Annotated in this window: 22 protein-coding genes and 2 pseudogenes; 13 read left to right on the top strand and 11 right to left on the bottom strand. The window is 71.4% G+C overall.

Going from position 1 to position 24,059, the window contains the following annotated elements; genetic code table 11:
- Nucleotides 1-2: 2 nt before the first annotated feature.
- The gene (locus tag F9278_RS42530; protein WP_152173095.1) at nucleotides 3-710 is read right to left on the bottom strand and encodes a succinate dehydrogenase; all 708 of its coding nucleotides are present in this window, start codon (nucleotides 708-710) and stop codon (nucleotides 3-5) included.
- Between the two features lie 93 nt (nucleotides 711-803).
- Between F9278_RS42530 and F9278_RS42525 the strand changes: the two genes are divergently transcribed.
- Entirely contained in the window at nucleotides 804-1,688 is an 885-nt protein-coding gene (locus F9278_RS42525) for a LysR family transcriptional regulator (RefSeq protein WP_152173094.1), read from the top strand.
- 42 nt (nucleotides 1,689-1,730) lie between these two features.
- Here the strand turns inward: F9278_RS42525 and F9278_RS42520 are convergent, their stop codons facing one another.
- The 3 genes from F9278_RS42520 to F9278_RS42510 form a co-directional block, all read right to left on the bottom strand.
- The gene (locus F9278_RS42520) at nucleotides 1,731-3,875 is read right to left on the bottom strand and encodes a putative bifunctional diguanylate cyclase/phosphodiesterase (protein ID WP_152173093.1); all 2,145 of its coding nucleotides are present in this window, start codon (nucleotides 3,873-3,875) and stop codon (nucleotides 1,731-1,733) included.
- The gene (locus F9278_RS42515; protein ID WP_152173092.1) at nucleotides 3,872-4,684 is read right to left on the bottom strand and encodes an SAM-dependent methyltransferase; all 813 of its coding nucleotides are present in this window, start codon (nucleotides 4,682-4,684) and stop codon (nucleotides 3,872-3,874) included. The genes F9278_RS42520 and F9278_RS42515 overlap by 4 nt, the downstream gene beginning before the upstream one ends.
- Before the next feature lie 313 nt (nucleotides 4,685-4,997).
- Nucleotides 4,998-5,990, bottom strand: a complete 993-nt coding sequence (locus tag F9278_RS42510; RefSeq protein ID WP_152173091.1) for an SCO0930 family lipoprotein — start codon at nucleotides 5,988-5,990, stop codon at nucleotides 4,998-5,000.
- Nucleotides 5,991-6,261: 271 nt separating this feature from the next.
- On the opposite strand from F9278_RS42510, the gene F9278_RS42505 reads away from it, so the two are divergent.
- The 3 genes from F9278_RS42505 (at nucleotide 6,262) to F9278_RS42495 (ending at nucleotide 8,455) form a co-directional block, all read left to right on the top strand.
- Complete coding sequence (locus F9278_RS42505) at nucleotides 6,262-6,918, top strand: hypothetical protein (RefSeq protein WP_226967176.1); 657 nt, start codon at nucleotides 6,262-6,264, stop codon at nucleotides 6,916-6,918.
- 16 nt (nucleotides 6,919-6,934) lie between these two features.
- The gene (locus tag F9278_RS42500) at nucleotides 6,935-7,699 is read left to right on the top strand and encodes a bestrophin-like domain (RefSeq protein ID WP_152173089.1); all 765 of its coding nucleotides are present in this window, start codon (nucleotides 6,935-6,937) and stop codon (nucleotides 7,697-7,699) included.
- Nucleotides 7,700-7,924: 225 nt separating this feature from the next.
- Nucleotides 7,925-8,455 (top strand): hypothetical protein, encoded by a 531-nt coding sequence (locus F9278_RS42495; protein WP_152173088.1) that lies wholly within the window; start codon nucleotides 7,925-7,927, stop codon nucleotides 8,453-8,455.
- A gap of 148 nt (nucleotides 8,456-8,603) precedes the next feature.
- Here F9278_RS42495 and F9278_RS42490 read toward each other — a convergent pair whose 3' ends face one another.
- The gene (locus F9278_RS42490) at nucleotides 8,604-9,095 is read right to left on the bottom strand and encodes a hypothetical protein (protein ID WP_152173087.1); all 492 of its coding nucleotides are present in this window, start codon (nucleotides 9,093-9,095) and stop codon (nucleotides 8,604-8,606) included.
- Nucleotides 9,096-9,438: 343 nt separating this feature from the next.
- On the opposite strand from F9278_RS42490, the gene F9278_RS42485 reads away from it, so the two are divergent.
- Nucleotides 9,439-10,110 carry a class F sortase gene (locus F9278_RS42485; protein WP_152173086.1) on the top strand — a complete coding sequence of 224 codons (672 nt, stop codon included), beginning with the start codon at nucleotides 9,439-9,441 and terminating at the stop codon, nucleotides 10,108-10,110.
- Between the two features lie 103 nt (nucleotides 10,111-10,213).
- On the opposite strand, the gene F9278_RS42480 is transcribed toward F9278_RS42485, so the two are convergent.
- On the bottom strand, nucleotides 10,214-11,071 hold the full coding sequence (locus tag F9278_RS42480) for a polysaccharide deacetylase family protein (RefSeq protein WP_152173085.1): 858 nt from the start codon (nucleotides 11,069-11,071) through the stop codon (nucleotides 10,214-10,216).
- A gap of 198 nt (nucleotides 11,072-11,269) precedes the next feature.
- Between F9278_RS42480 and F9278_RS42475 the strand changes: the two genes are divergently transcribed.
- The 4 genes from F9278_RS42475 to F9278_RS42460 all read left to right on the top strand — a co-directional run bounded on the left by F9278_RS42475 (nucleotide 11,270) and on the right by F9278_RS42460 (nucleotide 13,985).
- Nucleotides 11,270-11,731: a universal stress protein gene (locus tag F9278_RS42475; protein WP_152173084.1), complete on the top strand. Its 462-nt coding sequence runs from the start codon at nucleotides 11,270-11,272 to the stop codon at nucleotides 11,729-11,731.
- Nucleotides 11,732-11,899: 168 nt separating this feature from the next.
- Nucleotides 11,900-12,445: a sigma-70 family RNA polymerase sigma factor gene (locus tag F9278_RS42470; RefSeq protein ID WP_020115161.1), complete on the top strand. Its 546-nt coding sequence runs from the start codon at nucleotides 11,900-11,902 to the stop codon at nucleotides 12,443-12,445.
- 156 nt (nucleotides 12,446-12,601) lie between these two features.
- Nucleotides 12,602-13,117 carry a hypothetical protein gene (locus F9278_RS42465; RefSeq protein WP_152173083.1) on the top strand — a complete coding sequence of 172 codons (516 nt, stop codon included), beginning with the start codon at nucleotides 12,602-12,604 and terminating at the stop codon, nucleotides 13,115-13,117.
- Between the two features lie 208 nt (nucleotides 13,118-13,325).
- Nucleotides 13,326-13,985, top strand: coding sequence for a hypothetical protein (locus F9278_RS42460; RefSeq protein WP_152173082.1), 660 nt, complete (start codon nucleotides 13,326-13,328; stop codon nucleotides 13,983-13,985).
- Nucleotides 13,986-14,080: 95 nt separating this feature from the next.
- Here the strand turns inward: F9278_RS42460 and F9278_RS42455 are convergent, their stop codons facing one another.
- Nucleotides 14,081-14,950, bottom strand: coding sequence for an Fpg/Nei family DNA glycosylase (locus F9278_RS42455; RefSeq protein WP_152173081.1), 870 nt, complete (start codon nucleotides 14,948-14,950; stop codon nucleotides 14,081-14,083).
- Between the two features lie 228 nt (nucleotides 14,951-15,178).
- Nucleotides 15,179-17,266 carry a SpoIIE family protein phosphatase gene (locus F9278_RS42450; protein ID WP_152173080.1) on the bottom strand — a complete coding sequence of 696 codons (2,088 nt, stop codon included), beginning with the start codon at nucleotides 17,264-17,266 and terminating at the stop codon, nucleotides 15,179-15,181.
- Nucleotides 17,267-17,343: 77 nt separating this feature from the next.
- Here F9278_RS42450 and F9278_RS49130 point away from each other — a divergent pair.
- The 3 genes and pseudogenes from F9278_RS49130 to F9278_RS42435 all read left to right on the top strand — a co-directional run.
- Nucleotides 17,344-18,129: pseudogene (locus tag F9278_RS49130) on the top strand (lipase maturation factor family protein); the annotation flags it as partial.
- 1 nt (nucleotide 18,130) lies between these two features.
- A pseudogene (locus tag F9278_RS49125) lies at nucleotides 18,131-18,982 on the top strand (lipase maturation factor family protein); the annotation flags it as partial.
- A 164-nt stretch (nucleotides 18,983-19,146) separates the two neighbouring features.
- Complete coding sequence (locus tag F9278_RS42435; protein WP_152173079.1) at nucleotides 19,147-20,502, top strand: amidase; 1,356 nt, start codon at nucleotides 19,147-19,149, stop codon at nucleotides 20,500-20,502.
- Nucleotides 20,503-20,534: 32 nt separating this feature from the next.
- Here F9278_RS42435 and F9278_RS42430 read toward each other — a convergent pair whose 3' ends face one another.
- The gene (locus F9278_RS42430) at nucleotides 20,535-21,017 is read right to left on the bottom strand and encodes a GNAT family N-acetyltransferase (RefSeq protein ID WP_152173078.1); all 483 of its coding nucleotides are present in this window, start codon (nucleotides 21,015-21,017) and stop codon (nucleotides 20,535-20,537) included.
- Nucleotides 21,018-21,068: 51 nt separating this feature from the next.
- On the bottom strand, nucleotides 21,069-21,239 hold the full coding sequence (locus tag F9278_RS46595) for a hypothetical protein (protein WP_005484384.1): 171 nt from the start codon (nucleotides 21,237-21,239) through the stop codon (nucleotides 21,069-21,071).
- Nucleotides 21,240-21,735: 496 nt separating this feature from the next.
- On the opposite strand from F9278_RS46595, the gene F9278_RS42425 reads away from it, so the two are divergent.
- Entirely contained in the window at nucleotides 21,736-22,233 is a 498-nt protein-coding gene (locus F9278_RS42425) for a hypothetical protein (protein ID WP_152173077.1), read from the top strand.
- A gap of 19 nt (nucleotides 22,234-22,252) precedes the next feature.
- Here F9278_RS42425 and F9278_RS42420 read toward each other — a convergent pair whose 3' ends face one another.
- Nucleotides 22,253-23,755 (bottom strand): SDR family NAD(P)-dependent oxidoreductase, encoded by a 1,503-nt coding sequence (locus F9278_RS42420; RefSeq protein WP_152173076.1) that lies wholly within the window; start codon nucleotides 23,753-23,755, stop codon nucleotides 22,253-22,255.
- Between the last annotated feature and the right edge of the window lie 304 nt (nucleotides 23,756-24,059).

Raw genomic sequence — 24,059 nt, 5'->3', positions numbered from 1 at the left:
GGTCAGCTCACCACTCCGGTCATGACGGCGACGGGTACGGAGACGAAGCCCGCGGTCAGCACCAGCGCGAGGACGTTCGCCGTGGTCTTCAGGGCGCGGTCGCGGGTGCGGCTGCCGGCGCCGAGGGTCTGGGCGGCGCTCCAGAAGCCGTGCCGGATGTGCAGACCGAGCGCGAGCACCGCGACGATGTAGACGACGTTGCCGTACCAGGTGGAGAAGGTGTCGATCACGTTCTGGTACGGGTGTCCGGCCTCGAAGCCGCCGGGGTGGACGGTGCCGGTGGTCAGGTCGAGGATGTGCCAGACGACGAACAGGGCGAGGATGACACCGCCCCAGCGCATGGTGCGGGTCGCGTAGCTCGCCCGGCGCTTCCTGTGGACGTATTTGCTCGGCCGGGCCCTGAGGTCGCGGCGGCTGAGCTGGTAGGCGGCGGTCGCGTGGGCGACGACCGCGGCGACGAGCACCACGCGGACGATCCACAGGGCCCACTCGTAGTGCAGGAAGGGCTCGCCGAGGGTGCGCAGCCAGTGGGCGTAGCCGTTGAACTCGTCCGAGCCGAAGAAGATCTTGAGGTTGCCGAGCATATGGACGACCAGGTACGCCAGCATGATCAGTCCGCTGACGGCCATCACCGTCTTCTTCCCGAGGGAGCTGTCCCACACCGAGCGTGCCATGGACGGTTTTCGTTCCGTCCGCGTTGCCAGAGCCATGCCCACAACGCTAGAACCGCATCACCCCATCGGTCCAAGACATGAAACAGCTTGTTTCGATAGCTGGAGGCTATCGTCGCCTAGGGTGGAGGGATGCAGTTCCAGCAGCTCCAGTACTTCGTGGCAGTGGCCGAGACCAGGCATTTCACCCGGGCCGCCGAGCTGGTCCATGTGGCGCAGCCGTCGCTGTCGCAGCAGATCAAGGCTCTGGAGCGGGAGTTGGGAGCGGACCTCTTCCAACGGGCCCGGGGCAACATCACGCTGACCGACGCCGGTGAGGCGCTGCTGCCGCTGGCCCGCCGCATCCTGGCCGACACGGACACCGCCCGGCACGAGGTGCAGGAGCTGGTGCAGCTGCGGCGGGGCCGGGTCCGGCTGGGCGCCACCCCGAGCCTGTGCACCGGTCTGCTCCCCGACGTGCTGCGCGCCTTCCACGACCGCTATCCCGGCATCCGACTGCTGATCGAGGAGGGCGGCTCGCACGACCTCGTACGGCAGCTCGCGCGCGGCGCCCTCGATCTGGCGCTGGTCGTCCTGCCGCTCCCCACGCCCTCCCCGGCCCTGACCACGGTGGAGCTGCTGCGCGAGGACCTGGTGGTGGTCTCCTCGCCGGACGCGCCCAGGCCGGGCGACGGCCGCCGCCAGGTCCGTGTCCCGGATCTGGAGGGCGAGCGTCTTGTGATGTTCCGCCACGGCTACGACCTGCGGGAACTCACCGTCGCCGCGTGTCGCTCCGCGGGGTTCGAGCCGGACTTCGCGGTGGAGGGCGGTGAGATGGACGCGGTCCTCGGCTTCGTCCGGGCGGGGCTCGGTGTGGCCGTCGTCCCGCGGATGGTCGCCACCCGCTCCGGCCGGGGTCTGCGGGTCACCCCGCTGGCCCGGCCCGGACTGCACCGTACGATCGCGCTGGCCCACCGCAGTGACGTGGCTCCGCCTCGGGCCGCGCGGGAGTTGCAGCGGATGCTGGTCGAGCGGTAGGCGTCAGGTGCCGGGCCCCTGAGGGCGCGCTGCGCGCCCCCTCTATCCCGTCGCGTCCACCAACGCCAGTTCGTGCAGGCGGTCCGGTGGGCCGGGGCGGGCGTAGTACCAGCCCTGGGCCGTGTCGCAGCCGAGTATGCGCAGTTGTTCGGCCTGGGCGCCGGTCTCCACGCCCTCGACGGTGACCGCGAGGTCGAGGCTGTGGGCGAGGGAGACGATGCCCTCGACGATCTTCAGATCGACGGGGTCGGCCGGGAACTGCTGCATGCTCTGGGTGAAGGACCGGTCCAACTTCAGGACACGGACCGGCAGTCGGCGCAGATTGGCGAGGTTGGAGTAGCCGGTGCCGAAGTCGTCCAGGGCGATGTCGACGCCCATCTCGGAGAGCCTGCGCAGCGGCTTGAGCAGGTCGTCGTCGGCGCCGATCAGCGCGGACTCGGTGACCTCCAGGCAGAGCGCGTCCGGTTCCAGCCCGGCACGCTCCAGGATGTCGACGGTGTCCTGCACCAGTCCGGGGTGGGTCAGCTGGCACGGGGAGAGGTTGACGTTGACCCGCAGCGGGCCGGCGGCGCCCGTACCGCCGTGTCGTTCCTGCCAGTCCCGGGCCTGACGCACCGACTGCTCCAGGACCCAGCGGCCCAGCGGCACGATCAGCCCGGTGCGTTCGGCGAGCGGGATGAAACGGTCGGGGCCGATGACCCCGTGCTGCGGATGCAGCCAGCGGACCAGGGCCTCGGCGCCCCGCACGGTGCCGTCGCCGAGGTGGACCAGCGGCTGGTACTCGATGAAGAACTCGCCCCGGTCCAGGGCGGCGGGCAGCGCGGTGGTGAGTCCGTGCCGGGTGATGGCGCGGGCGTCGGCCTCCGCGTCGGCGACCTCGTAGCGGTTGCCGCCCGCCGACTTGGCCCGGTACATCGTGATGTCGGCGCTGCGCAGCACCTCCGCGGGACCGCGCTCCCCCGCCGGTCCCTCGACGATGCCGATGCTGCCGCGCACGAGCAGCTCCCGGCCCTCGATGCGGACGGGGGTGACCAGCGCGTTCATGATGCGGTCGGCGAGGTCGTCGACCTCGCGCTCGGTCTCGGTGCCGGTGGTCAGTGCCACGAACTCGTCGCCGCCGAGCCGGGCGACCATCTCGCCGGGCGCGGTCGCGCAGGACTGGAGCCGGTCTGCGACCTCGACGAGCAGCCGGTCACCGGCCGCGTGCCCGAGGCTGTCGTTGATGGTCTTGAAGCCGTCGAGGTCGAGATAGCAGAGGCCGAAGCGCTGGCCGTCGCCCGCCGCGAGGGCCTTCTCCAGACGCTCGAAGAACAGGGTGCGGTTGGGCAGTCCGGTGAGCGCGTCGTGCGTGGCCTCGTAGCGGAGGCGGAGGTTGAGCAGCCGACGCTCGGTGGTGTCCTCCATCAGGGCCAGCTGGTACTGGGGCCGGCCGTCCGCGTCCCGGAGCAGCGACACCGTCAGATTGGTCCACAGGACCGTGCCGTCGGGGCGGTGGAACGCCTTCTCGGTGTGGTAGTGCTCGCGTTCGCCGCCGACCAGTTCGTCGTAGAGGCGCCACACCTGGGGCGCGTCCTCGGGGTGCTTCCACTCGGGGACGCGGCGCCCGCGCATGGCCTGCTCGGTGACCCCGAACATCCGCAGCAGCGCGCCGTTGACCTGGAGGATGTTGCCTTCGAGGTCGGCGATGCCGATGCCTATGGCGGCCCCCTCGAACACCGCGCGGAAGCGGGCCTCGGTCGCGTGCAGCGCGCGGGCGACCGCGCCCTGGGCCTCCAGCGCCGCGCGGGCGATCGCCTCCTGCTCGGCGAGGGTCCGCTGCCGCAGCGCCTCGGCGTAACCGGCGGCCATCGCGGACTGCAGCCGCGCGGCGCGGGCCCGCAGATCCTCCTGGGCTCCGTCGCCGCCGCAGTAGAGCACCAGATAGGCGTCGACGCAGTCCAGGGTCCGGCTGAGCGCCTCGGGTTCGGTGCAGTGCGCCTCGACGAGGGCGGCGCCGACGGCCCGGCCCGCCTCGGCGTCGTACGTCCTCGCCCGCAGCGCCTCGCTGAGCCTGCGGGCCAGCGGCAGCAGTCGTTCCTCGAACTCGGGCCGGGTCAGCGACGTGGAGGTGGCCGGGAAGACCGCGCGGCTCCAGATCGTCGCGAACCGGCGGAGTCTGTCCTCCGGCCCGTCCGGCTCCGCCCTCACGCCTTGGTCCCCACGCCGGCGAACCCCGAGAAGGCGTACGGATCCTCGTCCTCGGGAGCCGTGTCGGGCCGCCACTTCGCCATCGGCACCAGTCCGGGTTCCACCATGTCGTACCCCTCGAAGAACCGCGCGATCTCACTCCGAGAGCGCATGATCAGCGGATTGTGAATGTCCTTGTACACGTCCACCGCGCCCTCGGCCCGCTCCTGGGGAAGCGGGATTCCCTCGAAGGAGGCGTGCGAGACGACGAGTAAGCTGCCGGGCGCGAGCGCGTCGCGCAGCTCGGCCACCGCTCCGTACGGGTCGTCCGTGTCCTCCACGAAGTGCAGTATGGCAACCAGGAGCAGGGCCACCGGCCGGTTCAGGTCGATCAGTCGCCCGACACGGGGGCTCGTGAGGATGTCATGGGGCTTGCGGAGGTCGGCCGCGACCACGTCCGCGTCGTCGTTCCCCTCCAGAACGGCCTGGCTGTGTGCTACGGCGACCGGATCGTGGTCGACGTAGACGACCCGGGCGCCGGTGCCGGTCTCCCGGGCGACCTCGTGCACGTTTCCGAAGGTGGGGATCCCGGATCCGATGTCCAGGAACTGGGTGACGCCCCGATCCGCCGCGTACCGCACGGCGCGCCGCATGAACGCCCGGTTCGCCTGCATGATCTTGGGCAGGCCCGGCAGGAACTCCATGGCCCTGCGCGCCGCTTCCCGGTCGACCTCGAAGTTGTGCGAACCGCCCAGGTAGTAGTCGTACATGCGTGCCACGGACGGCATCGAGATGTCGATGCTCCACGGCGCCCAGGCGGGACGCTCCATCTGTGCTCTCCAACGCGTCGGGGGTGGCGAAGGCGATCCGGTGTTCGAGCTGAGGCTACTGATCGTCCGCCGAAGGAGCGAGTAAAAACGGAAATTGACCGTCCGTTCAACGTCGCTGCCGATGGCACATGCCCAACCGCCGCCCCGGCCATGCCTGTTCGGGCCCGAACATTGTCGAGGGGATCCAACACCGTGCCCGGACACACCTGTTCGACCGGTCCGGGCACGCCAAGCGGTCCGCCCCCTCCGCGCGGTGCGGGAGGGGGCGGACCGGGACCGGCCACGCTGATGCGGTGCGTGGGGAAGGCGCGACCTACTTGTCGGCTCCGATCGGCTCTCCGTCGCCGTTGATGGCGAACCAGGTGCCGCCGACACCCTGGCCGTTGGTGTCGCCCGGGGACTTGTCGTTGGCGAAGGTGTAGAGCGGGATGCAGTTGATCGTCTGCTGCTTGATTCCGTCGGGGCGGTCGAAGACCGTGTAGCCCTTGAGCAGGATGCCCTTGGTGTCGTTCTTGTCGACCGGGGCGACGACGGGCCACTTGTCGAGGCAGGCGCCGGTGCACTTGGTCGACATCGGCCACTGGGTGTCCTTGAGGAACCGGTAGACCGTCATGCCGTTCTTGTCGACGACGATCTCGCCGAGCTTGGCGTCCTTGCGGGTGGTGAGACCGGCCTGCTCGACCGCCTCGCCACCGGTGTCGCCCGCGTCGGCTCCGCCGCCGCCCTTGGTGGAGGCCTTCTTGCCGTTGGGGTCCGACGCGAACCAGGTGCCCTTGAGGCCCTGGCCCTTGATGTCGCCGGCCTTGGTGTCCTTCGCGAAGTAGTACATCGGCCAGCCGCCGACCGTCAGCTGCTTGGTGCCGTCGGGACGGCTGACCTCGCCGAGCAGCGCCTTGTCGACACCCTCGGCGGCGGTGGCGCCCGAGGCGGGCACCGGCGGCCAGGTGGTGGCGCACTCGCCCTCACAGGTCGTCTTCGGCGGCTCGAACGAGTCCTTGTCGAAGCGGTACAGGGTGCGACCGGCGCTGTCCGTGAGGACCTTGCCGTACTCGTCGCTGTTCCACACGGTCAGCTGCCCCGCCGAGGCGGCCGTGGTGGACTGGGCCGAGGTACCGGAGCCCGCGGTGCCGGCGCCGGCGCCGGCGGTCCCGGTTCCCGCGATGGTTCCGGCACCGAGCGTCGGCGTGGAAGCGGCGCCCACGTTCTGCGAGGACGTCGACCCCTGTTCCTGACCGCACGCCGTCGTCAGCACCAGCACAGCCGCAGCTGTCGCTACGAGTGAGGCGCTCCGCCAGGAGGTCTTCATTCCAACTCCCCGTGTATCCGGTGGGTGTTGCAGCGCCCTACTGCGCCGCTTGCTGGCCCTAGGTACGCGTGGGAGTGGCTGATGTGTTCAACGCTGCACGATTTTCTTTCGGAAGTCTGTGGAGGAGCGCGCGGCACGGCCCGCCGAGGTGACGGGAAAGGGTCAGCGTCGGGCCCCGCAGTCAAACATTCGGGGCCCGTTTTTCCCTCGTTTGGAGCAATCCATCCGTGCTCCCGCGTACGCGGGCGCGCGAGCACGGATGATCTCCGACGTGCAAGGACCCCAGCGGACCCGATCCGCTCTCGCCCTGCGACTGTCGGCCCTGCTCGCACTGACCTGGCTCCTCACCGGAGCACCGAGCGGCCCGGCGGTCGCCGACGCCTGCGCGTACGCCGAGGTGGGCCCGGACAGCGGCGGCACGGTCGCCGTGGCGATCGGGGGCACCGAATCCTGCGAACCGGCGCCCCCGACCACCCCGCCACCGCCGCCACCCACTCCGCCACCTCCCCCGCCGCCGTCCCCGACACCGTCGTGCCCACCGGAGCCGGCGCCCAGCCCGGACCCGACCCCCGATCCCCCGCCCACTCCGACCCCCACCCCCGATCCCCCACCGGAGCCGCCGCCCACCCCGAAGCCCACGCCCACCCCGCCCCCGAGGCCGGCTCCACCGCCGCCTCCACCGCCGCCGGTACCGCCCCAGCCGCCCGCCACCGAGGCGCCCCGGCCGGCCCCCGCCCCGACTCCCCCGCCGAAGCCGAAGCCCACGCCCAGTCCGCGTCCCGAGGCGTCACCGACCCCGGTGAGCTATCCGCCGTACCGGGCCCCGGCCCACTCGGCCGCCAAGCGTTCCGGTCCGTCCCTCGTCTCGCTCGCCCTGCTCGTGACCGTGCCCGCGGTGTTCGCCGCCGCGGCCCTGCGTCCGCGCTGACCCCTGGAGGAACCTCTTGTCGGAATGGCTTGTTCTCACCCTCGCGATGGGGGCGGCCTGTCTGGTCGTCCTCATCGTGGCCGTAGTACGGCATCACGCCGCACCCGCGGACGAGGACCCGTCCGAGACCCCGGACGTCATCGAGTACATCACCATGATGATCGGCGTGGTGTACGCCATCGTGCTGGGTCTGGCGATCGCCGGTGTCTGGGAGGCCCGCAGCGCCGCCCAGGACCAGGTCCAGGCGGAGGCACAGGCCCTGCACGAGATCAGCGAGCGGGTGCGGGTGTACCCCGAGGACGTGCGCGACCGCATCCGCGGCGACATCGACGCCTATGTCGGCCACGTCGTGACCACCGAGTGGAAGGTGATGGCCGAGAAGGGTGAGGTGACCGAGCGCGGCACCGAACTGTTCGAGACCGTCCGCCACGGCGTCACCGACTACGAGCCGCGCAGCGACTTCGAGGCGCAGACCTACCAGCCGCTGCTCGACCAGGTCGCCGCGGCCGACGCCGCGCGCGGCAGCCGCGCGGACTCCACCGGCGAGACGATGCCGGGCGTGGTGTGGTTCGGCCTGATCATCGGCGCCGTCGTGACGGTCGGCATGGTGTTCGCCCTGCAGATCCGGCGTACGCCGCGCGAGCTGATCCTCGCGGGCCTGTTCTCGGCCCTCATCGCGTTCCTGCTGTTCCTCGTCTGGGACTTCGACGCGCCCTACAGCCGGGGGCTGTCGGCCTCGGCGGATCCGTTCCTGGCCCTGTTCCCGAACGCGGGCGGGTGACGGTCCCTCAAGCCCGGCGCCGCGGCCGGGGGACGGGTGCCGCAGGGCGCCCGTCCCCCGGCCGTACGTACTCCGGTCCCCTGTGCGGAGCACACGCTTGCCCCATTCGCGCGACTGAGATCGCGCCACCCGGCGCGCCTTCCTAGCGTTTCGGTCATCGAGGTGCATTTCCGGCGCAGGCGGAATCGGTCCGCGGCAGGCTCCTCGGGGACCCGGAGGCTCATCATGCGCGCGATACGCGTCGCTTCGGCCGCTCTGCTGGGCGTGACCGCCCTTTCCCTCATCGCTCCCGCCGCCCACGCGGCACCGGTCGGCGACATCACGTCGTTCGGATTCGAGGTCGTGCCCTCGACGGTCGCCCCCGGCGGACAGGTGACCCTGCGCGTCGACGGCTGCCGGCACCGCACGACGGTCTCCTCGGGCGTCTTCGACGCCGTCGTCATCCCCCGCGGCCAGTCCTCGGCCACGGCGACCGTGGACCGGGACGCGAGGCCCGGCACGGTGTACGACGTGACGTTCCAGTGCGGCGACGAGACCGGCCTGACGGATCTCACCATCGCCTCCGGCCGCCCGACGCACCATCCCACGCACCACCCCACCCACCATCCCACCCGGGGCTCCCACGCCGGGGCCGGCGGCACCGTCGCGGGCTTCGACCTCTCGGAGATCGGCCTCGGCGCCGCGCTCGTCGCGGGCACGCTGGGTGTGGCCTGGAACCGGTCGCGGCGGCGCCCCGAGGACGGCGGCCACCGCTGACCACCGTTCCCGCCGCACCGCGACAGCCCTTCACCCCGGACGGTTACGGGCTCCGGGGCGAAGGGCTGTACGGACCGGACCGGACCGGACCGGACCGGACCGGTCGGGTCGGGTCGGGTCGGGTCGGGTCGGTCAGATCCTGTTCTCGTCAGATCCTGTTCTCGGAGCGGCGGCGCATCCAGAACACACCGCCGCCGACCACCGCGGCCGTCACCAGTCCGCCGCCGATCGCGATGTCGGTCGAGGTGGCCCCGGTGGACGTGCTGCCGCCGAGACCGCCGCGCACCCCGCCGATGACGGTGAAGACACCGGTGAACGTCTTGCGCTTGCCCTCGCAGTTGGTGGTGACGCTGTACGACCCCGGGGCGGCGTCGGAGTTGACCCGCACCGTGGCCGAGGCGGTGGTGCCGCCCATGGAGGTGAGGTTGGTGGTGGGGAAGGCGTTCGAACCGATGGTGCTGCCGGCGATCGCGCACGCGTCACCGCCGCCGACGGTGAGGACGAGCTGCCCGCCGCGGGCGATGACATTGGGGGCGGCCGTGACCTTGCTCGGCTGGTCCCAGGCGGCGGCCGTCGGCGCGGCGACACCGACCAGGGCGACCGCGGCGGCCGAGGCAGCCAGGACACTAGTAGTACGCATGTGATCCTCCGCGGAAGACGCCCCGGGTCCCGTCCCCGGTCTATCGGCGAGAAAACGCCTCCCGGGACGACCCTCAGATGCCGTGCGCGGGGCCGCATTTCGGCGCTGGTCCGTCCTGGTGAGTGCCGGTCGGGGGACACGCCGTGATATCTCCGCACGATCGGATATCACCGCAGGTCACGGACCGTCAGAAATTTCCTCGGACGGCGAACTCGGATGGCGCAGAAGCCGTCTTCACCGCCACCCGTTCGCACCTGCCCCGTCGCCGTCGACGTGCGGGACGCTTAGCTTTTGTCGTATGCGCGACGGACACGGCGACGGCCGGGTCGAGAGGGGATGGCGAATGCATTCGTCCGGACCGGCCGAGGCCGAATGGGAGGAGCGGCGGAAGAAGCGCGCTCCATGGGGCGTGATAGCGCTTGTTCTGCTGACCGGTCTCGCGCTGATCCGGAACGGCTCGGGGGAGTTCGACGTGGGCCCGCCGCAGCCGGCGTCTGCGGCGGCGGCCGACAGCCGCAGCACACCGCACGGCACCTTCACCGATGTCCCCGGCCCGTTGCCGTACGCCATGGTCGACCGGGTGCGGATCCCCTCGATCCGGGTGGACGCGCCGGCGATGCCCGTCGGGCTGGACGCGCAGGGCTGGGTGGACGCGCCGCCGGCCCGGGACCCGAACCTCGCGGGCTGGTTCACCGGCGCGGTCTCCCCCGGCGAGCAGGGCACGGCCGTCGTGGTCGGTCATGTCGACAACGATCAGGGTCCCGCCGTGTTCTACGGACTCGGGGCGCTGAAGAAGGGCGGCAAGGTCGAGATCCGGCGCGCGGACAGAAAGACCGCCGTCTTCGAGATCTACGGCATCGAGGTCTTCGAGAAGAACAACTTCCCGGGCGACCGCGTCTACGGGAACAGCGGAATTCCCGAATTGCGGGTCATCACCTGCGGGGGCGGTTTCTCCAAGCAGAACGGCTACGACGGCAATGTCGTGGTGTTCGCCCGCCTGGTCGAGGTGCGCTGAGCGCTCCCGGCCGGGCGGGCGGGCGGGGTCCGCGAAATTCGCGTCAGGCGTATCTTCAGGCGTGTTCTCGGGCGTGTTCTCGGGCGTGTTCTCAGGCGTGTTCTCAGGCGTATTTCCGCCGGGGCACGGTGACGCGGTATCCGGAGTCCAGCAGTTCGGGGAGATAGTCGCGCAGGGCCGCGACGCTCTGGGAGCGGTCGCCGCCCGCGTCGTGGGAGAGCACGACGACACCGGGGCCCGCGCCGTCCGTGACGCGCTCGGCGATGGTGTGCGTACCGGGGGTCCGCCAGTCGAGGGTGTCCACGGTCCAGCCCAGCGGTTCCATGCCGAGTTCGGCGCCGAACCGGAACGCGGCCCGGTTCCAGGCGCCGTACGGGGCGCGGAACCACAGCGGCGGTTCGCCGTACGCCTTGTCGATGATCTCGCTGGTGCGCTCCATCTCCTCGTGGACCCGGGACCGGGAGAGGGTGGTGAGCAGCGGATGGGACCAGGTGTGGTTGCCGACCACATGGCCGTCGTCGGCCATCTCCCGCAGCAGGTCCTTGTGCTGGACCGCCATCTCGCCGCAGACGAAGAACATCGCCCGGACGTCGTGGTCGCGGAGGATGCGCAGGATGTCCGGGGTGTAGCGGGGGTCGGGGCCGTCGTCGAAGGTCAGCACCATGCTCCGGCCGCGCCCCTCCATCCGCAGGAACGGCTCGCTCCGGACCCCGGCCGGGACCAGGGCGCGGCGCCGGACGGGCCGGCCGTGGCCGGTGAGGGGCTGGAGACGGTAGGAGGAGGGCCGGAGCGCCGGGCGGGCGCCGGGGCCGGCCGCCGGGGCGGGGGCGCCGGCCGGTGCCGGGGCGGAGCCCCCGTCGCCGATGAGCAGAGCGGCGGCGCCCGTCGTACCGGCCGCGCCCAGTAGGGCGGCGGCGCCCGTCACCACATGGCGGCGCGTGAACATCTGATCCTTCGTCATGACTCATCAGTCGACCAAGGCGGGGACGGCGCACCACCACGACACCGGTGCGGCGGCATGGAAACACCCGATGGGAGTAGTTTTCCGCGCGCCCGTCGCGCCCGTCGCGCCGCCGTCGTGCCCCGGTCGCGCCCCCGTCACATCCAGTCGAACGCCCGGCGCACGCCGGGGTCCGGGTGCTCGGACAGCCTCGCGACCGTGACCGATCAGCAAGCACACCGGTTCGAACGGGGTACCGACGGACCGAAGGTCGTCCTCGTCGGACTGGACGGCTCCGAGACCTCGCTGCGGGCCGTGTCGTACGCCGCCGGCCTGGCCCGTCGCCAGCACGCGCTGCTCGCCATCGTGTATGTGCAGCCCCTGCTGGCGGCCGGCGCGGCGCTCGGGGTGCCGGTGGCGGGGACGACCGACGAGATCGCCGAGCATCTCGTGGCGGACATCCGGGAGGCCGCCGAGCAGGTGAAGGACATCTTCGAGGTGCGCTGGGAGTTCCACACCTTCCGCGGCGACCCGTTCAACGGCCTGGTGACGGCCGCCGATCAACTCAAGGCGGACGCGGTCGTGGTGGGCGCCTCCCAACAGGCCGGCCACCGCATCGTCGGCTCGGTCGCCCTCCGTCTGGTGAGGGCGGGCCGCTGGCCGGTGACGGTGGTGCCCTGACCCGGGCCGCTCCCCGGTCGGGGCCGAAGGGCGGTGCGGGGCCGGAGGCGGAGGCTCCGGGGCACCGGCAGACCGTTCGTCGCACCGTTCGTCGACAGGTTCGACCGCCCGCCGCACACCCGTGGCCGGCCTCTGTCCCCGTGGGACGGCCCGCGTTCCCATACGGCCATGACGGCCGGAACCACGATCACCTACGGGACGACCGCCGAACACGAGCTGGCCGAGCTCCAGCGCGAACACGGCCGCCCCCTCTTCGCCCTGCTGCTGCGGCTCTCCGACGGAGACCGCCATCGCGCCGAGGACCTCGTGCAGGAGACCTTCGTGCGCGCCTGGCAACACCCCGAGGCGCTGCGCGCCGACGACTTCGACTCCGTACGCCCCTGGCTGCTCACCGTCGGGCGGCGGCTCGCCATCGACGCGCGGCGGGCCCGGCAGGCGCGTCCCGCCGAGGTGGGGGACGCGGTGCTGGAGAACGCGCGGGTGATGGCCGATCACGCCGAACGGTCGGTGGCGACCCTCGATGTACGGGAAGCTGTGAAGACACTCACTCCCGAACACCGGGAAGTACTGGTGCAGGTGTACTTCCAGGGGGCGAGTGTGGCGGAAGCAGCCGAAGCCCTCGGAATCCCGCCCGGTACGGTGAAGTCCCGCGCGTACTACGCGCTGCGCGCCCTGCGCCGGGTGCTTCCCGGATACGCGGCCGACCTGCGGTGAAACCCATGGCCGAGTCAAACCTCCGTAAAGCGCCTTGCTGAGGACCCCGGTTGAGCAATCAGCTGTCTTCTATCCGTGTTCCGGATGGGGGGCCGGGGCCTGGTCTCCAGGCCCGGGGTCGGGCGACGCGCACGCACCGGAGGAAGGCAGGAAGGGATGCTGCACAGAGGTCAAGAGAGCACGGACGGCGCCGGCGGCGGCGAACTGGCCGTCCCGATGGCGTGGTTCTACGCCGAGTACATCGCGGAGGAGCTGCTGCGGACGGGCGACCTGATGCCGCCGACGTCCTTCGAGTTCCGTGCGGGGCGGGACGCCCTGGCGCTGACCATCTTCCTGTCGGACGCGGGCGGTGAGCTGTCCGGCATCCGGGTCGTGACCCAGCTGGAGACCTGGCTGTCGCTGACGGCGTACGACCAGCCGTGGCAGGACTGGGTGTGCGAGCGCATGGCGCACTTCGCCGCCGAGGCACTGGAGTCGGGCGGCCCGTCGCCGGACCTGGATCTGGCCGCTGCGGCATGGCGCTGGCTGGAGGAGACGGAACTGCTCGCCCCCGATCTGGACGCGGTGCCGGGCGGCGGGGCGGTACTGGGAGAGGACGACGGCCCGAAGGTCTGGACCCCGGCCTGGCGGCTGGGTCTGCCGCTCGGCCACCTGGCGATCCATCTGTTCTAGAGCCCTGACATCCCGTGTTCAGGTGGCGGCCATCCGGCTGTCGCGGCCTGGACGGAGCATCTTTTTCGATCCCGGACCAATCCGCCCGGCGGAGGGCTCCGAATCTTTTGGTTGGCAATGGTCGTGGGGCTTGAGTGATTCGCCGGTCCGGTCCGTACCGGTGGGGGCAGGAAGCAACCCCCACCGCACACCGGCCCGAGGAATTGCCATGTGGTCCCAGGATCGTCATCACGACGTCGGCGCATACGCGCTGGGCGTGCTGGACGAGGTGGATTCGTTCCACTTCGAGGACCATGTCCGCGGCTGCCCGCAGTGCGCGGTACAGGTCACCGAGTTCCGTCCGGCGGCACGGCAGCTGATGCTGTACCGCAACGCGACACCGCGTGCGGTGCATCCCTTCGCCGCGCCCGGCCCCCGGATGCTGGGACGGCTGCTCGACGAGGTGGCGACCCGGCACCGGGCGAAGCGCAGGCGCTGGCTGTTCGCGCTGGCGGCCTCCGTGGTCATCGCCGTCGGCGGCCCCGCCGTGGCCGTTCTCGCTGGTCCGGGCGAGGCCCCGGACACCGTCGCCGCCACCGACGCCAAGACCGGCGTATGGGCCGAGGTCAAGGCCGAGGAACGGATCTGGGGCACCGACATCGAGCTGAAGGTCAAGGAGGCGGACGGCGCCCACGCCTGTCGGCTCGTCGTGATCGGCAAGGACGGCACCGAGGAGACGGCCGCCAACTGGAAGTCCCCCGAGGGCGCCGACAAGGCGTCCGAGATGGTGGGCGGCACCGCCATGCAGCGCGAGGACATCAGCCACTTCGAGGTGCGCAGCCAGGAGGGCGAGCTGCTGGCGGTCATCGAGGCCCCGGCCTGGCGCTGAGCCGGTCCCGCATTGGTCCGTACCTTCAATGGTTGCGGATCATGGTCGGGGCCGGTTCCGGGCCCCTTCGAGCGGCCCTTGGCCGCACGGCCGGGCTACTTGAGCAACCGTGACAGGCGTCGGTCGGCCAGCGGTTTGCCGCCCGTCTGACAGGTCGGGCAGTACTGCAGCGAGGAATCGCTGAAGGAGACCTCCCGGACGGTGTCCCCGCACACCGGGCAGGGCTCCCCGGTCCGGCCGTGCACCCGCAGCCCGCTCTTCTTCTCCGCCTTCAGCCTCCCGGCCGCGAGCCCCCGGGAGCGCTCCACGGCCTCGGTGAGCGTGGCACGCAGCGCCTCGTGCAGATGCCGGGTCTCCTCCGGCTTCAGCGACGACGCCAGTTTGAAGGGCGACATCTTCGCCGCGTGCAGGATCTCGTCGCTGTACGCGTTCCCGATCCCCGCGATCAGGCTCTGGTCCCGCAGCGCGCCCTTGAGCTGCCGCCGCTCCCCCGCGAGCAGCCCGGCGAACCGGGTGACGTCGAACTCGTCGGCGAGGGGGTCCGGACCGAGGCGGGCGATGCCCGGCACCTCCGCCGGGTCCCTTACGACGTACACCGCCAGCCGCTTCTGCGTGCCGGCCTCGGTGAGATCGAAGCCGTCGCCGGTCTCCAGGGCGACCCGCAGCGCGAGCGGGCTCTTCCCGCCGGGCTTCGGCGGACCGTCCGGCAGCCGGTCCCGCCACTGGAGCCACCCGGCGCGCGCCAGATGCGTCACGAGGTGCAGCTCGCCCCCGTCCGCCTCGATGTCGAGGAACTTCCCGTGCCGCCGTACGCCCGTGACCTCCCGCCCCTCGAACGCGCTCACCGGCGGGTCGTACGTCTTCAGCACGCTGATCGCCACGGGCAGCACGCGGACCACCTCATGACCGACAAGACTCCCGACGAGAAAGTCCCGCAACGCCTCGACCTCGGGCAATTCAGGCATACGTCCAGGGTGCCATGGGTGTGGGCGGCGCGTTGTGGGCGGCGCGTTGTGGGGTGCGGGTCCGGTGGGGGCTGGTCGCGCGGTTCCCCGCGCCCCTGAAGAGCCGGGGCTGCGCCCCGTGCTCTTCGGGCCGAAAAAGCAGGGGCGCAGCCCCGCTGTTTCAGGGGCGCGGGGAACCGCGCGAGAAGCCCCACGCACCCGCACCCGACAACGAACCGCGCCCCCGAGCTATGACGCGCTCGGCAGCACGAACTCGCACCACACGCACTTCCCCCCACCCCGCGCCTCCACCCCCCACACATCCGTCAGCCGATCCACCAGCAGCAACCCCCTCCCCGACACCCCCGCCTCCCCCGCCTCCCGCCGCCGCGGCAACGCGCTGGACGAGTCCTCCACCTCCACCCGCAGCCTCCGGTCGGACCCCGCCAGCGCCCGCAGCGTCACGATCGCCGCCCCCTCCGTGTGCATGAGCGCGTTGGTGATCAGCTCGTCGGCGACAAGCTCGATCTCATCGGCCCGGTCCCGCGCCCCCCACGTCCGCACGGCCGCCCCGATCATGTGCCGCGCCTCGGTGAGCGCCTCCGGATCACCGGGCGCGACATGCTGCTGGAGCCGCCCACCGGGCTGCTCGGCGCTGCGGCTGCGCCGCCGGAGCAGCAGCAGGGCCACATCGTCGTCGCCGCCCCGCTCCTCCGCCACGTCGATCAGCCGGTCGGCGAGATCGTCGACGTCGTCGGGGCCCGTGGCGATCAGCGCCCGCAGCGTGCGCATACCGTCGTCGAGGTCGGCGCCTGGCTCCTCGATGAGGCCGTCGGTGCACAGCAGGAGCGTCTGCCCGGGGTCCAGTTCGACCGCCGTCACCGGATACTCCAGGCCGCCGAACTCCGCGGACAGCCCGAGCGGCAGACCCCCTTCCACGGTCACCCGGTGGCAGGTGCCGTCGGTGTGCCGGATCAGCGGGTCGATGTGCCCGGCCCGCACCACCTGGACCACCCCGGTGGCCAGGTCGGCCTCCGCGTACAGACAGGTCGCGAAGCGGTCGGTGTCGAGTTCGTGGAGGAAGGCGGAGGCACGGGCCATCACGGTGGCCGGGGTGTGCCCCTCGGTGGCGTAGGCCTTGAGGACGATACGGAGCTGGCCCATGACGGCCGCCGCGTGCGTGTCATGGCCCTGGACGTCCCCGATGACCGCGCCGACGCGTCCGCCGGGCAGCGGGATGAGGTCGTACCAGTCGCCGCCGATGTCCCGGCCGAGGGAGCCACCGAAGGAGGCGGCACGGTAGCGGACGGCGATGTCGGCGCCCGGGACGCTGGGGATGGAGCGGGGCAGCATGGCCTGCTGGAGACCCTCGGCGAGGTCCTTCTCCCCCTCGTAGAACATGGCCCGCTGGAGGCTCTGGGCGATGCTGCTGCCGAGGGCGACGAGGACGTCGCGCTCCTCCCGGGTGAAGCCGCGCCGGTCGTTGTACAGCAGCCCCATCGCGCCGATCGGCCGGGCCTGCACGATCAGCGGCAGATACGCGGCCGAGGTGATCTTGAGGTCGGTGATGTGCGGCCACAGCAGCGGATACGACTCGGCGAACTCCTCCGGCGACTCGATGAAGTGCGGGACGAGATGCCGTACGACCTCGTTCATCGGGTACTTCATGTCGAGGCGGGTGATCCGGGTGCCGGGTACATAGCTGTCCTCCGGGCCGGCGGCGACCATCCGGACGCGTCCGGCCTCCACCAGGCCCATGACCAGGCTGGTCGCACCGAGGTGGGTGAGGCCGTCGGTGTCCTCCAGGACGTCGATCACGTCCTGCACGGTCCGGGCGTGGGCCAGGGCGGCCGTGATGACCTGGACGACGTTGGTCTGCCTTCGGCGGGCCTCGTCGAGCGCGGCGCGCTGGGTGCGGGAGCGGATCTCGCGCAGTTCCCGGGTGGCGTCGCGGACGATGCCGATGACCCGGTACGGGCGGCCCGTCGCGTCGCGGCGGATGTAGCCCTGGGTGTGGGTCCAGCGCATGGTGCCGTCGCGCAGCCGGATGCGGAAGTAGGCGCCGTAGTTCTCGCTGCCGTCCTTGAGGGCCTGCGAGACGAGGGTGTCGAGTCTGCGGCCCTCCATCGGGGGGACCCGCAGCGACAGCGTCTCGGGGTTGCCGTCGTACTCCTCCGGGCGCACGTCGAAGATCTCGTGGGCCGTGGCGTCCATGTGGAACGCACCGGCGTCGAGGTCCCAGTCGAAGGTGCCCATGAGATTGAGCGCCAGGACGGGGTCCGGGTGGGAGAGCCAGTCGTCCGGGACGTCCGAGTCGCTCGCTCCCCGATCAACCATGGGGCCACTTTGACAGCATTTGCCTGAATTTTCGAGCGGAGGAAACCATCCTCGATCGGCCCACTATGGTCGGTACCGTGGAGTGGTTCACCGGACCCGACTACTGGCTGAGTCGGCTGCTCTTCCAGCGGGCCCTGGCCGTCCTCTATATGGTCGCCTTCGTGGGTGCGGCCCTGCAGTTCCGCGCGCTGCTCGGTGAGCGCGGGATGCTGCCGATCCCCCGTTTCGTGGAGCGGGTGCCGTTCCGGCGTGCGCCGAGCGTGTTCCACCGCCACTACTCGGACCGTTTCTTCGCGGGGTGGGCCTGGGCGGGCTGCGCGGTGTCGGCGGCGCTGGTCGCGGGCGTGGACTCGGCTCTGCCCCTGTGGGCGGGCATGCTGCTGTGGCTGCTGCCGTGGGCGATGTATCTGTCGATCGTGAACGTCGGCCAGACCTGGTACTCCTTCGGCTGGGAGTCACTGCTCCTGGAGGTCGGCTTCCTCGCCGCCTTCCTCGGCAACGACGAGGTGGCGCCGCCGGTCGTCGTGCTGTTCCTGCTGCGCTGGGTGCTGTTCCGGGTCGAGTTCGGCGCGGGGCTGATCAAGCTGCGCGGCGACGAGTGCTGGCGGAAGCTGACCTGCCTCGACCATCACCACGAGACCCAGCCGATGCCGGGTCCGCTGAGCTGGTTCTTCCACCATCTCCCGAAGCCGTTCCACCGCGTCGAGGTGGCCGCCAACCATGTCACGCAGCTCGTGGTCCCGTTCCTGCTCTTCGCCCCGCAGCCGATCGCGACGGCCGCCGCCTCGCTGATGATCCTGACCCAGCTGTGGCTGGTCCTGTCGGGCAACTTCTCCTGGCTGAACTGGATCACCATCGTGCTGGCCCTGTCCGCTGAGCTGGTTCTTCCACCATCTCCCGAAGCCGTTCCACCGCGTCGAGGTGGCCGCCAACCATGTCACGCAGCTCGTGGTCCCGTTCCTGCTCTTCGCCCCGCAGCCGATCGCGACGGCCGCCGCCTCGCTGATGATCCTGACCCAGCTGTGGCTGGTCCTGTCGGGCAACTTCTCCTGGCTGAACTGGATCACCATCGTGCTGGCCCTGTCCGCGCTCGACTTCGGGACCACCGCACCGGACACCCCGGAGGCGCCCCTCTGGTACACGGTCGTCGTGCTCGCCGTCGCCGCGCTGCTCCTCGGGCTCAGCCACCACCCCGTCCGCAACATGATCTCCCGCCGCCAGGTCATGAACCGCTCCTTCGACCCACTGCACCTGGTCAACACCTACGGGGCGTTCGGCAGCGTCAGCCGGGTGCGGTACGAGGTGGTGGTGGAGGGGACGGCGGACGACGTGGCGCGCGAGGACTCCGAGTGGCGGGAGTACGAGTTCAAGGGCAAACCGGGTGATCCGGGGCGCTGGCCGCGCCAGTTCGCCCCGTACCATCTGCGGCTCGACTGGCTGATGTGGTTCGCCGCGCTCTCCCCCGCGTACGCCGGCTCGTGGTTCGGGGCCATGGTGGAACGCCTCCTGGAGAACGACCGCGACACCCTCCGTCTGCTCCGCCGCTCCCCCTTCCCCGCCGACGCCCCGCCCCACTACGTCCGCGCCCGTCTCTTCCGCTACCGCTACACGACCTGGCGCGAGCTGCGGGAGACCGGCGCCTGCTGGCAGCGGACGTACGTACGGGAGTTCCTGCCACCGACGCGGCTGGCCGACCCGCCCGCGCGGAAGCCGTAGCCCGGCCCCGGTCGGGCCTCGGTCGGACCGGTCACGACTTCCCCGCGGACTCTCGACGCGGGGCCGTCCCACAGGGCACAGTGCTGCCGTACTCGATCACTACTCACGGGTACGCCCCTCTGTCGCGTCCGGCACCGGCGCGCACGACACCGCCAGGAGCGCCCGTGACCACCTGGGCCGGCCGGACCGCCGCCGAGATAGCCGCCGCCGTACGGGAGAAGAAGGTCACCCCGCGTGCGGTGCTGGCGGAGCATCTGGCGCGGATCGAGGCGCTGGACGGGCGGATCGGGGCTTTCCGCAAGGTCCGGGCGGAGGCGGCGCTCGCGGAGGCCGACGAGGTGGCGGACCGGGCCGATCTCGCCGAACTGCCGCTGGCGGGCGTGCCGGTGGCGATCAAGGACAACCTCGCCGTACGGGGCGAGGCCACCCGGAACGGGTCCGCGGCGACCCCGGAGACACCCGCCGGGGAGGACCATGTGACCGTGGCCCGGCTGCGGGCGGCGGGCGCGGTGGTCGTGGGGCTGACGAACGTGCCCGAGCTGTGTGTCTTCGGTACGACGGACGGGGTGCACGGCATCACCCGCAACCCGTGGGACCTCTCGCGCACGACCGGCGGCTCCTCGGGCGGCAGCGCGGCGGCGGTGGCCGCCGGGCTGGTGCCGCTGGCCCTCGGCAACGACGGCATGGGGTCGCTGCGGATACCGGCCGCCAACTGCGGTCTGCTCGGCCTCAAGCCGGGCTTCGGTGTCGTCCCGGCGGACATCGGGCACGGCGACTGGTTCGGCATGTCGGAGAACGGCCCGCTGGCGACGACCGTCGAGGACGCCCGGCTGATGTTCGCGATACTGGCGGGACGCGACACCGAGGAACCTCCCGGTTCCCCCTCTCCCTCTTCTCCGCCCGGCATCGCGCTGTCCCTGCGCAGCCCCCTGCTCGGTGTGACCGTGGGTCGCCCGTACGCCGATGCCGCGCGCCGGGCCGCAGAGTTGCTGGCCGGGGCCGGGCTGACGGTGCGGCGGGCAGATCCGTCGTATCCCGTGTGGCTGGGCACGACCTCGCTGGCCCACTGGACGGCGGGCACGGCGGTGGACGCCGAGGGCCTCGATCCACGGCTGCTCACCCGGCGTACGCGGGTGCACGCGGCCGTGGGGCGGCGCCTGGTGAAGGGGGTGCGGGCGGGCGACCACCGGGAGCGGTTGCGCCGGCGTCTGGAGCCGTTCTTCGCCGAGCACGATGTGCTCCTCACCCCGGCGCTCGCCCGGCGCGGGCCCGCCGCCGCGCGCTGGCACGAGCGGGGGTGGCTGCGCAATCTGCTGGTGAACACCAACTACTCGCCGCTGACGCCCCCGTGGAACCTGACGGGCTGGCCGGCGATGTCGGTGCCGTTCGGCACTCTGCCGTCGGGCGCCCCCTGCGCGGTGCAGTTGGTGGGCCGCCCGGGTTCCGAGCGCGAACTCCTGGCGGTGGCGGGCCGGTTGGAGCAGCTGAACCCGTGGCGGCGGACGGCACCGCTCGACTGACCGCGCCCGGCCCAGGCGTGGGAGCCGTCGGGTCAGAGCGCCTTGTACATGATGTGCAGGCCCACCCGGCCGTCCTTCGGGTGCTCGAAGGCGTCCGGGACGGTGCCGAGGACGGTGAAGCCGAGGGAGGTCCAGAGCCGTACGGCGGGGTTGGTCTCGACGACCGCGTTGAACACCATGCCCCGGAAACCCTGGTCCACGGCCTCGGCGAGGACGTGTTCGGCGAGGGCCCGGCCGATGCCTCGGCCACCCCGGTCGGGGTCGGCCATGAAGCCCGCGTTGGCGATACGGGCGGCGGGGCCGGCGTAGTTGGGGGTGAGGAAGGCGGAGCCGACCACCGCTCCGGTCTCGTCCTCGGCGACGTACACGCGCTTCGCGGGCGCCATCCACAGCGCGCGGGCGGCTTCCTCGGAGGTGTCCGGGTCCCAGGTGTAGGTCTCACCGGCGGCGACGACACGGTGCCAGAACGGCCAGATCCCGGGCCAGTCGGCGGCGGTGGCTTCTCTGATCTGCATGGGCGCGAGTCTGGCACGCCCATGCAGACGGCGATCACTCAGTCCTGCCGGTCAGTCCACGCTGGGCAGGATGTGGGGCTCGGCGAGGTCGTCCTCGTAGCCCGCCAGTCGGATCGGGGCGGACCTGGCCCACACGTCCAGGCTGCCGAGTTCCTTCTTCGACCGGCCGCCCTCGGTGCGTTCCTTGGGGCGTTGATCGCCATTCGTCTTCTCTGGTGTCACCGCGCACTCCTTATGTGTCGGGTCACCCTCGGGACGTCGGCCCAGCCTGCCGCTGTGCGCTTGACGTCCGCTCGGGTCTGAGTCGATGTCGGTACGGACGCGGTGGCGCCGGATCTTCTGGGTGTGAGAACAGGCCGTGGTGACCGGCTTGTCCCGGGACGGACCGTGGGTGTGGGTGGGACCCATATAAGGCTGTCCGTCCGGTACAGAGTAACCAAATGAGCGGGCGGCCGCTCGATGGGGCTGAAAACAAGAGGTAACTGTCTTGAGTCGTTCAGCGCCCAGCAGCCCTTACCCTAGGGCAATTTGACCCATTTAGCAGGTTTTCTCATCACCCGTTCGGCTCAGCACTCGCGCCTCGCACCGGCCCGACGACCCATCGGATCGCTGGCCTCGGCACGTAGTTCAGGTCCCGTTGGCCGAATAGCAAGCCGACCATGATCTGCTCATGTGTCGCAACGGCATTTCTCGCGGGCGGACTCGGGAGGACCGGCGGATGGAACTGCGCAGTGTCGACGAGCTGATGGATCTGCTCCACGCCTGCCGGGGCGGCGGCACGGCACCGGACCGCGACCGGGGCGCCCCGGTCGACTCCCGCGAACACGCGCTGCAGACCGCCGCGCTGCTGCGCCGGGGGCGGCCGGCCGACAAGGAACTCCAGGTGGCCGGGCTGGTGCACGCCATCGGCCAGCTGCTCCGTCCGGGTGACGACACCGGCCATGCCGACCTGGCGGCCGACAGCGTACGGCCCCTGCTCGGCGAGCGGGTGGCCCGGCTCGTACGGCTGCACGCGCTCGGCGCGGACGATCTCGTGCGGATGCACGCGGGCGGCTGGGCGGACGCCACACTCGTCGAGGACGTACTCGCCCTACGGCACGCGGACGAGGCGGGCTGGACCCCCGGCGTGGACGCCGGGGTCCTGGAGGACTGGCGGACGGTACTGGAGTTGGTGTCGGACCGGGCCAGGGCGACGCACCACTCGCCGGGCGCGTAGTTCCTCAGGGTCCTTCAGGTCACCACTTGCCGGGCGCGTAGTCCTTGAGGAAGACGCCGTACACGTCCTCGCCCTGCTCGCCGAGGACGACGGGGTCGTAGACCCGGGCCGCGCCGTCGACGAGGTCGAGCGGGGCGTGGAAGCCCTCGTCGGCGAGGCGCAGCTTGTCGAAGTGCGGGCGCTCGTCGGTGATCCAGCCGGTGTCGACCGAGGTCATCAGGATGCCGTCGGTCTGGAACATCTCCTGGGCGCTGGTCCGCGTGACCATGTTCATCGCGGCCTTGGCGGCGTTGGTGTTCGGGTGTCCCGCGCCCTTGTAGCCGCGGCCGAAGACACCCTCCATCGCCGAGACGTTCACGACGTACGCCCGTCCGCTGGCCGCCTTCCGGGCGGCGTCGGCCATGGCCGGGCGGAGCTTGCTGATGAGGATGAAGGGGGCCGTGTAGTTGCAGAGCTGGGTCTCCAGCAGCTCCACCGGGGAGATCTGCTCGATGGTCTGCACCCAGGTGTTGGTGTCGACGACGTCGGGGACGAGACCGCCCGCGTCGATGGCGGTGCCGTCCAGGTGCCGGGCGACGCTGGCGTTGCCCGCGACCAGGGCGAGGTCGGCGACCCGCTGCGCGTCGAGACCGCTGGTGCCGACGGGCAGCGCGGCGCTCCCGGTGAGGCCGTCCACCGCGCCGGAGTTGAAGGCGCCGATGACGTGGTACGGGGGCAGCTCGCCGGCGGGCAGCGGGGCGCTCTCGCCGTCGACCAGGGCGGCGTAGGCGGAGGGCAGGCGGCGTACGGTCTGGGTGGCGTTGTTGATGAGGATGTCGAGGGGGCCCGCCTCGGTGACCTGGTCGGCGAGGGCCACGGCCTGGGCCGGGTCGCGCAGGTCGATGCCGACAACCTCCAGGCGGTGCATCCAGTCCGCGGAGTCGTCCATGGCCTTGAAGCGGCGGATGGCGTCCTTGGGGAAGCGTGTGGTGATCGTGGTGTGCGCGCCGTCGCGCAGCAGCCGCAGCGCGATGTACATACCGATCTTGGCGCGACCGCCGGTGAGCAGGGCGCGCTTGCCGGTGAGGTCGGCGCGGGCGTCGCGCTTGCCGCGGTTCAGGCGGGCGCAGCCGGCGCAGAGCTGGTGGTAGAAGTAGTCGACCTCGACGTACCGGGTCTTGCAGGTGTAGCAGGAGCGGGGGCGCTGGAGTATCCCCGCGATCCTGCCCTCCTCGGTGACGGAGGACGGCAGGATGCCCTCGGTCTCGTCGTCGATGCGCTGGGCGGAGCCGGTGGCGGTGGACTCGGTGACCGCCTTGTCGTGCGCGGTCTTGGCGGCGCGGCGTTCCTGACGGCGGCGCTGCTTGACCGTGCGGTAGACACCGGCGGTCGCCCGGCGCACCGCGATGGCGTCGGGGTGGTCGACCTCCAGCTTGTCCAGTTCCTCCAGCACGCCGAGGCACACGGCGAGCCGCTCCGGGTCGATCCCCGGGCCGTACACGACCTCGTCCGTGGTCGCCGGGCCGTCCTCTGTCACCGTCATCGCGCTGCCGCTTCCCTGATCCCCGCGGCCCGCCGGGGCGCGTCCGCTGTCGAACGGGGAATTGTACGGAGCGGGGGCTGTGGTGACCAAACTTCGGGTGCGGGTGGGTGGGGGCTTCTCGCGCGGTTCCCCGCGCCCCTTAAGGCAAGGCCGTGAAGTTAGGGCTTTGGGAGCGTTGGCAAGTGCGCTCTGGTTCTATGGCTTCTTGGAACGTGGGAAGCGGAGCCCCGGTAGAACTGGCAGTCGACCAAGACAGCCGTTCACAGGACCGGAGGCTCCGCTGTCCGATCAGTGTGTCATCACG

Origin of the sequence: Streptomyces phaeolivaceus (assembly GCF_009184865.1) — a bacterium.
GTDB lineage: Bacteria > Actinomycetota > Actinomycetes > Streptomycetales > Streptomycetaceae > Streptomyces > Streptomyces phaeolivaceus.
This window is presented reverse-complemented; position numbering and strand designations above follow the sequence as displayed.

Excerpts from the sequence above, each read along its gene's own strand:
- F9278_RS42530 (WP_152173095.1), bottom strand. The coding sequence starts at position 710 with ATGGCTCTGGCAACGCGGACGGAACGAAAACCGTCCATGGCACGCTCG.
- F9278_RS42525 (WP_152173094.1), top strand. The coding sequence starts at position 804 with ATGCAGTTCCAGCAGCTCCAGTACTTCGTGGCAGTGGCCGAGACCAGG.
- F9278_RS42515 (WP_152173092.1), bottom strand. The coding sequence starts at position 4,684 with ATGGAGCGTCCCGCCTGGGCGCCGTGGAGCATCGACATCTCGATGCCG.
- F9278_RS42510 (WP_152173091.1), bottom strand. The coding sequence starts at position 5,990 with ATGAAGACCTCCTGGCGGAGCGCCTCACTCGTAGCGACAGCTGCGGCT.
- F9278_RS42495 (WP_152173088.1), top strand. The coding sequence starts at position 7,925 with ATGCGCGCGATACGCGTCGCTTCGGCCGCTCTGCTGGGCGTGACCGCC.
- F9278_RS42490 (WP_152173087.1), bottom strand. The coding sequence starts at position 9,095 with ATGCGTACTACTAGTGTCCTGGCTGCCTCGGCCGCCGCGGTCGCCCTG.
- F9278_RS42485 (WP_152173086.1), top strand. The coding sequence starts at position 9,439 with ATGCATTCGTCCGGACCGGCCGAGGCCGAATGGGAGGAGCGGCGGAAG.
- F9278_RS42480 (WP_152173085.1), bottom strand. The coding sequence starts at position 11,071 with ATGACGAAGGATCAGATGTTCACGCGCCGCCATGTGGTGACGGGCGCC.
- F9278_RS42470 (WP_020115161.1), top strand. The coding sequence starts at position 11,900 with ATGACGGCCGGAACCACGATCACCTACGGGACGACCGCCGAACACGAG.
- F9278_RS42465 (WP_152173083.1), top strand. The coding sequence starts at position 12,602 with ATGCTGCACAGAGGTCAAGAGAGCACGGACGGCGCCGGCGGCGGCGAA.
- F9278_RS42460 (WP_152173082.1), top strand. The coding sequence starts at position 13,326 with ATGTGGTCCCAGGATCGTCATCACGACGTCGGCGCATACGCGCTGGGC.
- F9278_RS42455 (WP_152173081.1), bottom strand. The coding sequence starts at position 14,950 with ATGCCTGAATTGCCCGAGGTCGAGGCGTTGCGGGACTTTCTCGTCGGG.
- F9278_RS42450 (WP_152173080.1), bottom strand. The coding sequence starts at position 17,266 with ATGGTTGATCGGGGAGCGAGCGACTCGGACGTCCCGGACGACTGGCTC.
- F9278_RS42430 (WP_152173078.1), bottom strand. The coding sequence starts at position 21,017 with ATGCAGATCAGAGAAGCCACCGCCGCCGACTGGCCCGGGATCTGGCCG.
- F9278_RS42425 (WP_152173077.1), top strand. The coding sequence starts at position 21,736 with ATGGAACTGCGCAGTGTCGACGAGCTGATGGATCTGCTCCACGCCTGC.
- F9278_RS42420 (WP_152173076.1), bottom strand. The coding sequence starts at position 23,755 with ATGACGGTGACAGAGGACGGCCCGGCGACCACGGACGAGGTCGTGTAC.